Below are 14,374 nucleotides of genomic sequence, written 5' to 3'. Positions count from 1 at the left end.
GGCCACCGCCCGCGGCGCCGACGCGTGAGTACCGGGCCGCGCCCTCGGCCCATGTGCGGGCCCCACATGCGCACCGCGCCAGGTGGGGCGCCCTGCACCATGTCGACGGCGGCACGGTGTCCATACGGTTCGGCGACATCACAGGTACACGCCGAGGAGCCGGTCACCATGCGTCGCAGAGCCACAGGCACCGCCCGTCCCCCCAGATCCCTCTCCGCCGCCGTCGCGCTCGCCTCGGCCGGTCTCCTGCTGGCCGGGTGCACCGCCGCCGGGAAGGCGGGCGAGACCGGTTCCGCGTCCGGGAAGGACGCGAAGGACCGGACCGTGAAGGTGGGCCTGGTCTACTCCCGCACCGGACTGCTCGCGGACTACGGGAAGCAGTACCGCGACGGGTTCATGGCGGGCCTGGACTATGCGACGAAAGGCACCGGCAAGGTCGCCGGGCACCGCATCGAGGTCACCGAGCAGGACGACGCGGGCGACCCCGGCAAGGCGGTCTCCGCGGCCAAGAACCTGATCGGCAAGGGCTACCGGGTGCTGGCCGGCACCACCGATTCCGGGGTGGCCCTCCAGATGGCGCCGCTCGCCGCCCAGAACAAGGTGCTGTACATCAGCGGACCGGCCGCCACCGACGCCGTGACCGGGATCAACGACTACACCTTCCGCTCGGGCCGGCAGTCGTACCAGGACATCCTCACCGCCGGGGCGATGCTCGGCGAGGCCGAGGGCAAGAAGGTCACGGTGCTGGCCCAGGACTCCACCTTCGGCCAGGCCAACGTCGCCGCCGTGAAGGCCGTGCTCGGGGCCAAGGGGGCGAAGGTGGGCTCCGTACTGGCTCCGCCCGGCGCCACGGACCTGACCCCGTTCGCCCGGCAGGTCGAGGCGAGCGCGCCCGACCTCGTCTTCGTCGCCTGGGCCGGCTCCACCGCGCCGGCGCTGTGGACCGCGCTGGACCAGCAGGGCGTGCTGGAGGCGGGCAAGGTCGTCACGGGACTCGCCGGGACGGCCTCGTACCCGGTCTTCGGGAACGCCGGTTCCAAGGTGTCGTTCCTGGCGCACTACTTCCCCGGCGCGGGCGGCGGCAACGCCGTGGAGAAGTCCATGCTCGACTCGGTCACCGAGGCCGGCGGCACCCCGGACCTGTTCACCCCCGACGGCTTCACGGCGGCGCAGATGGTCGTGCGCGCCGTCGAGAAGGGCGGCGCCACCGACTCCGCCGCGATGGTGAAGGCACTGGAGGGCTGGAGCTTCGACGGGGTGAAGGGCAAGGAGCAGGTCCGTGCCGAGGACCACGCGCTGGTGCAGCCGATGTTCGTCGCGAAGCTCAGGGGGAAGGGCGCCGGTGCGAAGCCGGAGCTGGTGACCACCGAGCCGATGGACGAGGTGGCGCCGCCCGCGAAGCCCTCGGCGGGCTGACCGGTGGCCGTACCGGAGACCACCGCGGAGCACTCTGCCGGGGCGCGGACCGCCGCCCCGGTGCTCCGGCTGACCGGCCTCGGCTGGACCGTCGGCGGGGCGACGATCGTCGAGGACGTCACGCTGAGCGTCGGCGAGGGCGAGTTCCTCGCCTTCATCGGCCCCAACGGGGCCGGCAAGACTTCCCTGTTCAACCTGATCAGCGGGCTGACCACGGCCACGTCGGGCACGATCGAGCTGGACGGTGCGGACATGACGGGCCGCCCCGCGTACGCACGGGCGCGGCGCGGCATCGGCCGCACGTTCCAGACGTCCAGCCTCTGGCCCGGGACGACCGTGGCCGACCACGTCCGGCTGGCCGCGCAGGCGGCCGGGGGCGGCTCGTACCGGCTGTGGCGGCGCGCCTCCCCGTACACCGCCGAGGTGGACGGCGTACTGGAGCGCACCGGTCTCGGCCACCGGGCGCGGGCGACGGCGTCCGAGCTGTCGCACGGCGAGAAGCGGAAGCTGGAGCTGGCGGTGCTGCTGGTCGGCGAGCCGCGGCTGATGCTGCTGGACGAGCCGATGGCCGGCGTGAGCGCGGAGGAGGTGCCCGCGCTGACCGAACTGATCCGCACCCTGCACCGGGACGAGGGCCGCACCGTCCTGATGGTCGAGCACCACATGGACGTCCTGCTGGGCCTGGCCGACCGGCTCGCCGTGATGCACCACGGCCGGCTGCTGGCGCTGGACACCCCCGAGGCCGTGACCGCCGACCCGACCGTGCAACAGGCCTACCTCGGGGAGGGATTGTGACGACCGAGCCCCTGCTCGCCGTACGGGACCTGAGGGTCCTGATCGGCGGCCGGCACATCCTGCACGGCGTGGACCTGGACGTCGCCCCGCACGGCGTGACCGCGCTCCTGGGCCGCAACGGCGCCGGGAAGACCACGACCGTACGCGGCGTCCTCGGCCTCGTCCCGCGCACCGGCAGCGTGCGGCTGGACGGCGAGGAGACCGTGTCGATGCCCACCCACACCGTGGTGCGGCTGGGCATCGGCTACGCCCCCGAGGACCGGGGGATCTTCGCCGGGCTGACGGTGGCGGAGAACCTGCGCCTGGCCGAACGGCCCGGCGGGGGCACGCCCGCGTACCCGCTCGTCCACGAACTCTTTCCCGAACTGAAGCGCCGGGAGCGGCAGTTGGCCGGGACGCTGTCCGGCGGGCAGCAGCAGATGGTGGCCATCGGCCGCACGCTTCTGAACGGCAACCGGCTGATCATCGCCGACGAACCCACCAAGGGTCTGGCGCCCAAGGTGGTCACCGAGGTCGCCCAGGTGCTGGAGCGGGCCGCCGAGGCGGTGCCGGTGCTGCTCGTGGAGCAGAACCTCGCCGTCGTACGGCGTCTGGCCGAGCACTGCGTGGTGCTCGCCGACGGCCGGACCGCCCATCAGGGGCCGGCCGCCGGGCTGCTGGGCGACGCGGAGGCGGCACGGCGCCTGCTGGGCGTGGGCCGCGGTCCGGTCGCGGCCGTGACCCCGCACTCTTCTTCTCCGGCCGTGGAGGCGGATTCCTGATGTCCACCGTCGTCCTGCTCACCATGACCGGACTCGGTCTGGGGGCGCTGTACTTCCTGATCGCATCGGGACTCTCACTGATCTTCGGGCTGATGGACGTGCTCAACTTCGCCCACGGGGCGCTGCTCTCCATCGGCGCCTACGGCACCTGGTGGGCCGCCGCCGGGAATCTGCCCGGCGCCGGACCGGGCGGAGCGGGCTTCGCCCTCGCGGTCCTGTTCGGTACGGCGGTGGGCACCGCGGCCGCCGTGCTGCTGGAACTCGCCGTCGTCCGCCCGCTCTACACCCGGCCGCGCGAGCAGGTCCTCGCCACGGTCGGGGTGGGGCTCGCCGTCCCGGCGCTGCTGTCGGGGATCTGGGGCTCGGACGCCCGGACCTTCCCGGGGCCCGAGGCGCTGTCCGGCACCTTCGGGCTGCTCGGCGCACGGGTCCCGGTCAACCGGCTGGTGCTGGTCGCGGCGGCGGTCGTCGTACTCGTGGCGCTGCGGCTCTTCCTCGGCCGCACCCGGCACGGCCTGGTGGTACGGGCCGGTGTCGAGGACCGGGCGATGGTCACCGCGCTCGGCATCGACGTGCGCAGGGCGTTCACCCTCGTCTTCGCGATCGGCGGCTCGGCCGCCGCGCTCGGCGGGGCGCTCGGCGGCCTGTACTTCGGCTCGGTCGACCCCCGCCAGGGCACCTCGCTGCTGATCTTCGCGTTCGTCGTGGTGGTCACCGGGGGCCTGGGCTCGGTGACCGGTGCCGCCGCGGCGTCCGTCGTCATCGGCCTGGTCCAGCAGTTCGCCAACTACTACACCGCAGCGGGCCTCGGCGACCTGGCCGTCGTCGTCCTGCTCGCCGCGCTGCTGCTCGTCCGGCCGCGCGGACTGACCGGGAGGCTCGCGTGAGCACCGTCACCGAGACACACGACCGCGACGGACACCCGGCCGCACCGGCCGCCGGCAGCACCGTCCGGCCGCTGCGCCGCTGGTGGCCCGCCGCCGCGCTGCTCCTCCTCTTCCTCGCGCCGTACAGCGCGCTGCCGCTGCCGGGGCTGCTGGACGGCCCCCTCGGAAGCCCCGGAAACCTCCAACTCATCGCCACCTGCCTGCTGTTCGGGGCACTGGCGACCGGCTACGATCTGCTGCTCGGCCGCACCGGGCTGCTCTCCTTCGGGCACGCGCTCCACTTCGCCGCGGGCAGCTACGCCACCAACATGTTCCTGCTGGAGGCGGGCCTCCCGTTCGCCGTGTCCGCGCTGCTCGGCCTCTGCTGCGGGATCGCGCTCGCGCTGGTGCTGGGGTCGGTGAGCCTGCGGGTCACCGGGATCGGCTTCTCCATGGTGACGCTGGCCTTCGCCCAGGCGGGCTCGATCCTGGTCTCCCGCAACCCCGGCGGTCTCACCGGCGGGGAGGAGGGCCGGGCCGCCCCCGCCGATCTGCTGCCGTCCGCGCTCGTGGGAATCGAGCACACCGCGAACCTCTACTGGGTGGCGCTCGCCTATCTGGTCCTCACCCTCGCCGTCGTCCACTGGGCGGTCCACTCCCCCACCGGACGGGTCTGGGAGGGCATCAAGGAGAACGAACGCCGGGTGGAAGTACTGGGGTTGAAGCCGTACGGCTTCAAGCTGACGGCGTTCGTCCTGGCGGGTGCGCTGGCCGCGCTGGGCGGCCTGGTGCACCTGCTGCTCACCGGCGGCTCGACGCCGCAGACGACCACCTCCGACTTCACCCTCTCCCTGCTGGTGATGGTGGTGCTGGGCGGGTCGGGCACCCGCTGGGGCCCGATGGCCGGCGGCATCCTCTACACCTGGGCCGATCACCGGCTCGGCGATCTGGCCGGGTCGGGCGCGGTCGCCGGACTGCCCGCCGTGCTGCGGGTGCCGCTGTCCCAGCCGCTGTTCGTACTCGGTGTGCTGTTCGTGGCCGTGGTACACCTGCTGCCCGGCGGCCTGGCCCGGCTGCCGTCCCGGCCGGCCGCGCCGCGCCGCGCTCCCGCCACCACCGGAACGCTCCCGGCCAGGAAGGCCCGGAAGGAGAACGGACGCCCGTGATTCCGTACGAAGAGGTAAAGGTCCCCGTGCCCGGGGGCGAGTTGGCCGTGCTCCGGTGGCCGGCCCGGGAGCCGGACGCACCGGTCGTCGTCGCCGTGCACGGCATCACGGCCAACGCGCTGTCCTGGGGCACGGTGGCGAGGCTGCTGGACGGCCGCCTCACCCTGATCGCCCCGGACCTGCGCGGCCGGGCCGGGAGTTCCGTCCTGCCGGGTCCCTACGGGATCGCCCGGCACGCCGACGACGTCGCCGCCCTGGCCGAGGCCCTGGCCCCGGGCCGGGCGGTGCTGGCGGGCCATTCGATGGGCGCGTTCGTCGCGGCGCTGGCCGCCGTACGCCATCCGGAACGGTTCGGGCCGCTGCTGCTGGTCGACGGCGGCATCGGCTTCCCCGCTCCCACGCATCTCTCCCCGGACGAGCTGATGACCGCCGTGATCGGCCCGGCCATGGACCGGCTGTCGATGGCCTTCCCCGACCGGGCGGCGTACCGCTCCTTCTGGCAGGCGCACCCCGCGTTCGCGGATGCCTGGTCGGCCGAGGTCGACGCGTACATCCAGCGCGATCTGACCGGGGCCGAACCCGCCATGCGCTCCACCTGCCGGATCGAGGCGGTGCGCACCGACGGCATCGGCCTCTTCGACGAGGAGGTACTGACGGCGGTACGGAAGCTGCCGGCCCCGGCGACGCTGCTGTGGGCGCAGCGGGGCCTGATGGACGAGGAGCAGGGCCTGTACGACGAGGCCCGCCTGGCGGCGGCCGGACTCGAAGGCACCGGGGTGACGCCGGTAGCGGTACGGGACGTCAACCACTACACACTGCTGACGGGGGAGGCGGGCGCCGGAGAAGTCGCCCGCCACTTGTCGGCCGTGTCCGGCGTGCCCGGCCCGTCCGGCGCCTGAGGACGGAGGCACCGCAGCGCTCCCCGGGCGGCCGGCCCCTACCGCTCCCGGCCGCCCGCCAGCGCATGCAAGCGCAGCGCCAGTTGGAGCTCCAGCGCCCGTCCGGGCTCGTTCCAGTCCCGCCCCAGCAGCACCTGCACCCGGTCGAGCCGCTGCACCACCGTGTTGACGTGCACGTGGAGTTCGTCCTTGGCACGGATGAGGCTGCCCCCGGACCCGAAATAGGCGCCGAGGGTGCGTATGAGATGCGTGCCGCGCCGCGCGTCGTAGTCCAGCAGGGGCCCCAGTGTCGCCGAGACGAAGCCGTCGACGTCCTGGGCGTTGCCCAACACCACTCCCAGGAAGCCGAGTTCCTCGACGCACGCGCCCTCGCCGGTACGCCCCAGGACCCGCAGGGCACGCAGGCAGCGGGCGGCCTCCCGGTACGCGGAGGCCAGCTCGCGGGCGCCGCGGGCCGGGCCGGTGGCGGCGACGGTGACGGGGGCCTGGACCAGCTGACCGAGCTGTGCCGCCGCCGCGCGCGCCACGTCACCGGCGGCCGGGCCTGGGTCGCCGGCGCCGATCAGCAGCACCACGTTCCCGTGGTGTTCGGCGCTCACGCCGTGGATCTCCCCGCCGAACAGATAGCGCATCGCGGCAGGGACCAGCCGCTCCCGGGTGCCGCCCTCGGCCACCAGCAGCAGATGCGGGCGGTCGAGGTCGACACCGAGGCGCCGGCCGCGTTCGGCGAGCCCGGCCGGGTCGCGGTCCGCGTCGGTCAGCAGGTCGGTGATCAGTTCCCCGCGGATCCTGTTCTCGGTCTCGGCGACCGTGCGCCGCAGCAGCAGGAGGAGTCCGGTGACCACCGAGGCCCGCTCGAACAGCCGCCGGTCGGAGTCGTCGAGCTGCCGGCGCCGGTGCAGGACCAGGCCGGCCATGAGTTCCCGTCCGGCGAGCACGGCGCAGATCCACCGGCCGTCGCGGTGCACGGCACGGGCACCCGTACGGGACTCCTCGGCGGTCTCGGCCAGCCACCCGGCGTCCATGCTGTCGACGGCGAAGTCCGTGCCGTCGGGCCGGACGGCCGCCAGGGGCCGCCCGCCCGGGTCGTGGATGGTGAGCGGGGAGTCCAGCAGCCCGGCGACCGCCGCGGCGACCTCCTTGACGTCACGGCCGCGCAGCACCAGGTCGGTCAGCCGGTCGTGGGACTCCTCGGCCCGCCGCATGGCCGCCGAGTGGGCCCGTACGGCGGCATTGGCCTCGGCCAGCTCCGCGTTCGCCCCGGCGAGTTCGTCCAGTGCGGACCGGGTGTCGTCGAGTGCGCGGGCGGTGTCGATGGCGATCGCGGCGTGTGCGGCGAGCGAGCACAGCAGGGCGACCTCGTCGGGGCTGAAGACGCGGGGGGCGCGGTCGGCGGCGAAGAGGACGCCGATGACCTTTCCGGTGCCGCCGCGGCTGGAGCCCAGGAGCAGGGGCACGCCCAGGATGGCGACGAGTCCGTCGTCGAGCACCGCGGAATCGATGTTGCGGGTGTGGTGGAAGCGGTCGTCGGTGCGGTAGTCGGGGGTGGCGTACGGGCTCGCGGTCTGTGCGACCAGACCGCCGAGCCCTTCGCCCAGCTCCAGCCGCAGTCGCTGGAACTGCACCGAGACGGAGCCGTCGGTGACCCGCATGTAGGTGTCCCCCGCCTCTTCGTCGGGGAGCGTGAGGTAGGCGGTGTCGGTGCCGAGCAGCATCCTGGCCCGGCGGACGATGGCGTTCAGTACCTCGTCCAGGTCGCGGGAGGCGGCCAGATCGCCCGCCGTGTCGAAGAGCGCGGTGAGCTGGAGCTCGCGGCGCCGGTGCTGCCGCAGGGCGCCCCTGATCCGCAGGGCGGTGGCGGTGGCCCGCTCCACCTCCGCCAGGTCGCCCGCGGGCACCCCGTCGGCCCGCGCCTGCGAGGAGACGGCGCCCAGCGCCTCGGCGGGGGCGTCGTCGGCCAGCAGATCGAGGAGGCGCCGCAGGTGGGGCGCGGCGGAGGCGGACGGTTCAGACATGGGCGACCGGCGTTCGTCGAGGGCGGGGGGTCAGTTGGCGGTCCAGCCGCCGTCCATGGAGAGCGAGGTGCCGGTGATGTGCCCGGTACGCGGCCCGCAGAGCCACAGCACGGCCTCGGCGACCTCGTCGGGTTCGATCAGGCGCTTGATCGCGCTGCGTTCCAGCATGACCCGGCCCACCACCTCCTCCTCGGAGATGCCGTGGGTACGGGCCTGGTCCACGATCTGGTTCTCGACCAGCGGGGTGCGTACGTACCCGGGGTTGACGCAGTTGCTCGTCACCCCGTGCTCCGCCGCTTCGAGCGCGACCACCTTGCTGAGTCCCTCCAGTGCGTGCTTGGCCGTCACATAGGCCGACTTGTAGGGGCTGGCCCGAAGGCCGTGCACGGACGAGATGTTGACCACGCGCCCCCAGCCGCGTTCGTACATGCCCGGCAGGGTCCGGCGCAAGATGCGGAACGGTGCCTCCACCATGACCCGCTGGATCAGTGCGAAGCGGTCCGGCGGGAACTCGTGCACGGGGGCGACGTGCTGGAGCCCGGCGTTGTTGACCACGACGTCCGCGCCGGCGGGCAGCGTGTCCACCGCGTCGGGGTCGGAGAGATCGACCACCCACGCCGTCCCGCCGATCGACCGCGCCAGCTCCTCGGCGGCGCCGGCGGTCTTGTCCACCACGTGGACATGGGCTCCCGCGGCGGCCAGGGCCTGCGCGCAGGCCCGCCCGATGCCGCTCGCCGCACCCGTCACCAGGGCGGTGCGCCCGGCGAGGAGCCGGTCCGCGGACGACGGCGAGGGACCGGCGGCGAGCGGCGGGACGGTGGCCGGGGCGGCGTGCGGGGCGGGCCCGTGGTCGGGGCTCTGAGGAGTCTCCATGGTCGTCACCGTAAGGAGGCCGGAGCCCGCGTCACACGGGGCCGGTGCACACACCGTCGTACGCCGGCATGGTGGCGGCGTACATGGTGCGGGCCCGCGCCGGGGACCGTCAGTGGGCCGCGTCCAGCACCGCCCGCTGCTCCGCGGTCAGCTCCAGGTCCACCGCGGCCAGGCTCTCGTCCAGTTGCGCGACCGAGGAGGCGCCGACCAGCGGGACGAACGGGATGTCGCCCCCGATGAGCCAGGCCAGCACCACCTGGTTGACGGTCGCCCCGGTCTCCGCGGCGACCGCCCGCAGGGCCGCCTGCCGGGCGGTGGTGCCGGGGTGGTCGAACTCCGGGCCCAGCGGCTTGTCCACCCGGACGTAGGCGCCGGACAGCAGCGGCGAGTAGGCCACCGGTACAAGCGCGGGTTCGGCCCGCAGATAGCTGAGCAGGTCTCCGCCGGCCACCCCTTCCTGGCCGTCCGGGGAGCGCCGGCTCGGCGCGTCCGTGCGCCGCCGCAGATAGCTGTGGTGGTACTGGAGGACGTCGTACCCGGGCAGACCGGCGGCCGCGGCGACGGTACGGGCCCGCTCCACCTGCCACGCCCAGTGGTTGCTCACCCCGAGCAGGCCGACGGTGCCTTCGGCGACCAGTTCCGCGAAGGCCCCGACGGTCTCCGCCGTCGGCACGCCCGGGTCCTGGACGTGCGCGTACAGCAGGTCCAGCCTGTCCACGCCGAGTTGCTCCCGGCTCTGTTCCGCGGACTGGCGTATCACCTCGGCCGAGAGCCCTTCGATGCCCTGGGAGAAGTCGGTGGCGGGGACGTTCGGCCGGGCCCCGACCTTGGTGGCGATGACGATCTCGTCCCCGACGCCGCGGCTGCGGCGCCAGCGGCCGAGCAGCTTCTCACTCTCCCCGCCCCGGGTTCCGTCGATCCAGAACGCGTAGTTGTCGGACGTGTCGATGAAGGTTCCGCCGGCCTCGGCGTACCGGTCGAGGATCGCGAACGATGTCGCCTCGTCGGTGCGGGTGCCCATCAGCATGGCGCCGAGACTGAGCACGCTGACCTCCCGGCGGGTGGCGGGGTCGGTGCCGATGGTGCGGTAGCGCATGCGGGTCCTCCCTCAGCGGCCCGTCTGCGTACGGGCGTTGGCGGGGAGTCTGCCTGTTGGAGCGCACTCCATGTCAACGTGCGCAAGGGCGGTGCGGCACACAGCCGGGACCGCGGAGTGTCCGCGCGGCCCATGGGCGCCGCAGGCCCGGCCTCATAGCGTCCGCCGCGCACCCGTCCGATGCGACGGCCGGCACCGCCCGCACCGTCCGAACAGGGAGGAACCCGTGCGCCCATCCGTCCTGCTCCGCCGCGTCGCGTCCACGACCGCTCTCGTTCTCGTCGCGGCGGTGCCGGGCACCGTCGCAGCGGCACAGCCGGCCGCTGCCGCCGGCGGTCTGGAGCAGGTCACCGCCTTCGGCACGAACCCCGGCAACCTCCAGATGTACGAGTACGCCCCCGCCGGTCTCCCCGCGAACGCGCCGCTGGTGGTCGCCCTGCACGGCTGTACGCAGACCGCCACCGACTACTACACCCACTCGGGCTGGCCGGAGTACGCCGGTCGGTGGGGCTTCGCCGTGGTCTTCCCGCAGACCACGTCCGCCAACAACGCGCTGTCCTGCTTCAGTTGGTTCGACCCGGCCGAGGACAGCAGGGACCGGGGCGAGGCCGCCTCGATCGTGCAGATGGTGGAGCACGCGAAGCAGCAGTACGGCTCGGACGCCCGCCGGGTGTACGTCACCGGTCTCTCGGCCGGCGGCGGGATGACGGCCGATCTGCTGGCCGCGTACCCAGACGTGTTCGCGGGCGGCTCGGTCGCCTCGGGCCTGCCCGCCCAGTGCGCGACGAGCCAGGCGGCCGCCTCCGGCTGCCAGACGGGCCCGCAGAAGCTGACGCCCGCGCAGTGGGGCGACAAGGTCCGCGGCGCCCACCCCGGTTACGCGGGACCCTGGCCCCGTGTGGCGATCTGGCAGGGCACCTCCGACTACACGGTGTACCCCGCCAACGCCACGGCCCTGCGCGACCAGTGGACGGACGTCTGGGGCATCGGCAGGACCCCGTCGTCCACGGACACCCTCCCCGGGAACACCACACGCAGCGTCTACGACGACGCGTCCGGGAAGCCCGCCGTGGAGACGTACTCCGTCGCCGGCATGGGCCACGGCCTGGCCGTGAGCGCCGGCTCGGGCGCCGACCGGTGCGGTTCGGCGGGCGCGTACTTCCTGAGCGCCCTCTGCTCGACGTACTACACGGGTGTCTTCTGGGGCCTGGACCAGGGCGCACCGGGCGGCGGCCGACTGCCCGCCCCGTCCGGTCTGCGGGTCACCGGCGTCACGGCGGACAGCGCCTCGCTCTCCTGGGACGCGGTCCCGGGCGCGGCCTCGTACACGGTCCACCGCGACGGTACGAAGGTCGCCTCCGCCGCCGCCACCGCGTACACGGACACGGGCCTCGCCGCCGGTACCGCCTACCAGTACACGGTCACGGCGGTCGACGAATCGGCCACATCCGGCGCCCCCTCGCCCCAGGTGACGGCCACCACCTCCGGCGGCGCACCCGCCCGGTGCCTCACGGCGACCAACTACGCGCACGTGGCCGCGGGACGAGCGCACACCACGGGCGGCTATGCGTACGCCAACGGTTCGAACGAGAACATGGGCCTGTACAACGTCTTCGTCACGCACACGCTGAGAGAGTCACCGGCGGGATATTTCGTGATTGCCGACACCGGATGTACGAACCGGTGAGCCCGTCTCGAACTGGCGGAACCACATGAATCAAGTCGATTCGGAGGACCGCATACTCCGGGAAGCCAATACCGAATACCGAAATGGCCGTTTCACGGGTGAAAAAACCGCGCCCGCCGAGATCTGCGGCCTCTGATATTCGGCCGGTTCCGCATTTATTCACGTTGGTGTGCGGGAGAGTGCATGACACCCTTGGGCGGTGCTGCTCATGGATCACGAACATCGCATCGAACTGCGTCCGCTGCGCTACCAGTTCCCGGCGGTCATCGGCGACCGGTACGACGACAACTGGCTCGTCGTCGAGGGCAGGGTGTCCACCTCCAGGGTCTGTTGGTCCTTCACCGACCCGTGCCTGCTGACCGAGGAGGCACGCCAGATCTCCCCGTGGCTGCGCGCCGCGAGCGGGGAGACACTCACGGGCACACTGCCGGGCCTTTCCTTCCTGGAGCCCGTTCTGTCGTTCAGCCATGCCGCGGGGCGTCCTGGCGCCGGGGCGGTCCGCGTACACCTCCGCTACGAGGCGGCGCCCGCGCGGCGCCGGAGCGGTGACGGGCCGGACGAGTACGTGATCGAGATCAGGACCACCGCCGAGGAACTGCGCCGGGCGGCGGACGAATGGGACCAGTGCCTGGTCCTGTTCCCACCCCGCTGACCCGGCCGTTCCCACCGCCGCGCGGTTCGGTCCGGATCCGGGTCGCCGTCTTCCGGGGCGCGGCGGTCCGGCTTCTCAGGACTTGTGGGACCTGCCGGTCATGGAGTAGTGGACCGTGACGGAGTGGAAGGCGGCACGTGTGTGCTTCGCCTCCTCCCGCGCCTGCTGCTCCATGAGAAGGCCGTCGGAGTTCTCCGTACGGGAGTTCCCGCGCCGAAGCAGAACGACGATCAGATACACGACCGCCGACGTCAGGACCCCGAACATCACCAACAGTTGAACCATGGCGGACCACCCCTCGTACCGGTCGCGGCAGGAACATGCTTCCCGCGGTGGCCGGATCGTAACCGGTACCGGGGCGGCGGTCACTGCCCGGATCCGGCAGCACAGGCCGCTCCGGGCCTTCCGGGAAATGGCCGCCACCGAGGAGATGTCCGCTTCCGCCGCGCTATTCCTCCGGCGGGAAGACCGCCTCCCCCGAGCCGGTCAGCGTGATCGTGATCGCCTCGACCGGGCACCCCTCGGCAGCGGCGAGGACCTGCTCGTTGGCGTCGGTCTCCGGCGACGACGGACGGGACTGCCGGGCGGAGTCCAGCGCGAATCCGCCCGGCGCGTGGTTCACGCACATCCCGGAGCCGATGCAGACCCCGCGGTCGACCTCGACGGACCAGCGGTCCCCCATCACGCCCCCTCGTATCCGGCCGGCAGATGGATCATCTTGTGCTCGAAGTACTCGGCGTACCCCTCGGGCCCGAACTCCCGCCCCAGGCCGGAGTTCTTGTAGCCGCCGAAGGGGCCGAGCATGTCGAGGCTGAAGGTGTTCACGCTGTACGTGCCCGTCCTGACCCGGCGGGCGACGTCGATACCGCGCTCCGTGTCGGCGGTCCAGACGCTGCCGCTGAGGCCGTAGTCGGAGTCGTTGGCGATCCGTACGGCCTCGTCCTCGTCGTCGTACGGCAGGAGGCAGATGACGGGGCCGAAGATCTCCTCGCGGGCGACGCGCATGGAGTTGTCGACCTCGCCGAAGAGGGTCGGCTCGACGTACCAGCCCCGCTCCTGGGACGCCGGACGGCCGCCGCCGGCAAGGAGTTCGGCGCCCTCGTCCTGGCCGATCCGGATGTAGTCCAGCGAGCGCTGCTGCTGGCGCCGCGCGACGAGCGGGCCGAGTTCGGTGGCGGGGTCGAGCGGGTCGCCGATCTTCAGCGCGCCCGCGGCGGCGGCGAACGCCTCGGCCATCTCGTCGTAGCGGGAGCGGGGGGCGAGGATCCGGGTCTGGGCGACACACGCCTGACCGTTGATCATCCAGGCGAAGGGGACGATGCCCGCGACGGCCGCGTCCAGGTCGGCGTCCGGGAGGATCACGGCGGCGGACTTGCCGCCCAGTTCCAGCGTGACCCGGGTGAGGTTGCGGGAGGCGACCTCCATCACCCGGCGCCCCGCGGCCACGGACCCGGTGAACGACACCTTGTCGACGCCGGGATGCCCGACCAGGTACTCGCTGACCCCGCGGTCGGCCGGAAGGATCGACAGCACCCCCTCCGGCAGCCCGGCCTCGGCGGCGATCTCGGCCAGGACATAGGCGTCCAGCGGGGTTTCGGGCGAGACCTTGAGCACGGCGGAGCAGCCGGCCAGCAGCGCGGGCGCGAGCTTCGCGGCGGCGGTGAACTGCGGGACGTTCCACGGCACCACGGCCGCGACCACCCCGACCGGCTCCCGCCGCACCAGCAGCGGCCCGAGAACCCCGTCCCGCCGCTCCTCGCACGAGAAGGAGCGGGCGACGGTGATCGCCGCGTCCCACACCATCATCGCGGCGAGCGCCTGCACCATGACACCGGACGTGTACGGGGTGCCGTTCTGCGCGCTGATGACCCGGGCGATCTCCTCGTACCGCACGGCGAACGCGTCCTTGATCCGGGTGATCACCGCGATCCGCTCGTCCAGGGTCGCCCGCGGCCAGGGCCCCTCGTCGAACGCCCGCCGGGCAGCGGCGACGGCCCGGTCCACATCCCCCTCGCAGGCGTGCGGCACCCGGCCGATGACCTGTTCGGTGTGGGGCGAGACGACCTCGATGACCTCCCGGCCCAGCGGATCGACCAACTCCCCGCCGATGAACAGTTTTCCGTGTTCGACAAGCTCGGTCATGGCTGC

14 protein-coding genes are annotated in these 14,374 nt (G+C 73.0%); 8 read left to right on the top strand and 6 right to left on the bottom strand.

What is annotated here, in order from left to right; all coding sequences use genetic code 11:
- Nucleotides 1-168 precede the first annotated feature (168 nt).
- From ACFVT1_RS19450 to ACFVT1_RS19425, 6 genes are read left to right on the top strand one after another with little or no spacing between them, the layout of a single operon-like run.
- Entirely contained in the window at nucleotides 169-1,416 is a 1,248-nt protein-coding gene (locus ACFVT1_RS19450; RefSeq protein ID WP_389796793.1) for a substrate-binding domain-containing protein, read from the top strand.
- Nucleotides 1,417-1,419: 3 nt separating this feature from the next.
- Nucleotides 1,420-2,211: an ABC transporter ATP-binding protein gene (locus ACFVT1_RS19445; RefSeq protein WP_389796790.1), complete on the top strand. Its 792-nt coding sequence runs from the start codon at nucleotides 1,420-1,422 to the stop codon at nucleotides 2,209-2,211.
- The gene (locus ACFVT1_RS19440) at nucleotides 2,208-2,972 is read left to right on the top strand and encodes an ABC transporter ATP-binding protein (RefSeq protein ID WP_389796787.1); all 765 of its coding nucleotides are present in this window, start codon (nucleotides 2,208-2,210) and stop codon (nucleotides 2,970-2,972) included. The genes ACFVT1_RS19445 and ACFVT1_RS19440 overlap by 4 nt, the downstream gene beginning before the upstream one ends.
- Entirely contained in the window at nucleotides 2,972-3,859 is an 888-nt protein-coding gene (locus ACFVT1_RS19435; RefSeq protein ID WP_389796784.1) for a branched-chain amino acid ABC transporter permease, read from the top strand. Before ACFVT1_RS19440 ends, ACFVT1_RS19435 begins: the two co-directional genes overlap by 1 nt.
- Nucleotides 3,856-5,004 (top strand): branched-chain amino acid ABC transporter permease, encoded by a 1,149-nt coding sequence (locus ACFVT1_RS19430; RefSeq protein ID WP_389796781.1) that lies wholly within the window; start codon nucleotides 3,856-3,858, stop codon nucleotides 5,002-5,004. The genes ACFVT1_RS19435 and ACFVT1_RS19430 overlap by 4 nt, the downstream gene beginning before the upstream one ends.
- Nucleotides 5,001-5,903, top strand: coding sequence for an alpha/beta hydrolase (locus tag ACFVT1_RS19425; protein WP_389796778.1), 903 nt, complete (start codon nucleotides 5,001-5,003; stop codon nucleotides 5,901-5,903). The genes ACFVT1_RS19430 and ACFVT1_RS19425 overlap by 4 nt, the downstream gene beginning before the upstream one ends.
- 38 nt (nucleotides 5,904-5,941) lie before the next feature.
- Here the strand turns inward: ACFVT1_RS19425 and ACFVT1_RS19420 are convergent, their stop codons facing one another.
- The 3 genes from ACFVT1_RS19420 to ACFVT1_RS19410 form a co-directional block, all read right to left on the bottom strand.
- Nucleotides 5,942-7,918 carry a helix-turn-helix domain-containing protein gene (locus ACFVT1_RS19420; RefSeq protein ID WP_389796776.1) on the bottom strand — a complete coding sequence of 659 codons (1,977 nt, stop codon included), beginning with the start codon at nucleotides 7,916-7,918 and terminating at the stop codon, nucleotides 5,942-5,944.
- A 30-nt stretch (nucleotides 7,919-7,948) separates the two neighbouring features.
- Nucleotides 7,949-8,791, bottom strand: a complete 843-nt coding sequence (locus ACFVT1_RS19415; protein ID WP_389796773.1) for a 3-hydroxybutyrate dehydrogenase — start codon at nucleotides 8,789-8,791, stop codon at nucleotides 7,949-7,951.
- A 109-nt stretch (nucleotides 8,792-8,900) separates the two neighbouring features.
- A complete protein-coding gene (locus ACFVT1_RS19410) occupies nucleotides 8,901-9,887 on the bottom strand; it encodes an aldo/keto reductase (RefSeq protein WP_389796771.1) in 987 nt (328 codons plus the stop codon).
- Between the two features lie 226 nt (nucleotides 9,888-10,113).
- Here ACFVT1_RS19410 and ACFVT1_RS19405 point away from each other — a divergent pair, with 226 nt between their 5' ends.
- Both ACFVT1_RS19405 and ACFVT1_RS19400 read left to right on the top strand, forming a co-directional pair.
- Nucleotides 10,114-11,574 carry a PHB depolymerase family esterase gene (locus tag ACFVT1_RS19405; RefSeq protein ID WP_389796769.1) on the top strand — a complete coding sequence of 487 codons (1,461 nt, stop codon included), beginning with the start codon at nucleotides 10,114-10,116 and terminating at the stop codon, nucleotides 11,572-11,574.
- 208 nt (nucleotides 11,575-11,782) lie between these two features.
- Nucleotides 11,783-12,226, top strand: a complete 444-nt coding sequence (locus ACFVT1_RS19400) for a hypothetical protein (RefSeq protein WP_389796766.1) — start codon at nucleotides 11,783-11,785, stop codon at nucleotides 12,224-12,226.
- 75 nt (nucleotides 12,227-12,301) lie between these two features.
- Here ACFVT1_RS19400 and ACFVT1_RS19395 read toward each other — a convergent pair whose 3' ends face one another.
- The 3 genes from ACFVT1_RS19395 to ACFVT1_RS19385 all read right to left on the bottom strand — a co-directional run bounded on the left by ACFVT1_RS19395 (nucleotide 12,302) and on the right by ACFVT1_RS19385 (nucleotide 14,368).
- The gene (locus ACFVT1_RS19395; RefSeq protein WP_389796763.1) at nucleotides 12,302-12,511 is read right to left on the bottom strand and encodes a hypothetical protein; all 210 of its coding nucleotides are present in this window, start codon (nucleotides 12,509-12,511) and stop codon (nucleotides 12,302-12,304) included.
- Between the two features lie 163 nt (nucleotides 12,512-12,674).
- The gene (locus tag ACFVT1_RS19390; RefSeq protein ID WP_389796761.1) at nucleotides 12,675-12,908 is read right to left on the bottom strand and encodes a ferredoxin; all 234 of its coding nucleotides are present in this window, start codon (nucleotides 12,906-12,908) and stop codon (nucleotides 12,675-12,677) included.
- A complete protein-coding gene (locus ACFVT1_RS19385) occupies nucleotides 12,908-14,368 on the bottom strand; it encodes an aldehyde dehydrogenase (RefSeq protein ID WP_389796758.1) in 1,461 nt (486 codons plus the stop codon). The genes ACFVT1_RS19390 and ACFVT1_RS19385 overlap by 1 nt, the downstream gene beginning before the upstream one ends.
- Nucleotides 14,369-14,374 lie beyond the last annotated feature (6 nt).

The organism is Streptomyces sp. NPDC057963, assembly GCF_042887155.1.
Classification (GTDB): domain Bacteria; phylum Actinomycetota; class Actinomycetes; order Streptomycetales; family Streptomycetaceae; genus Streptomyces.
Note: the sequence above shows the minus strand (reverse complement) of the source record. Positions and strands in the feature narration are given on the sequence as shown.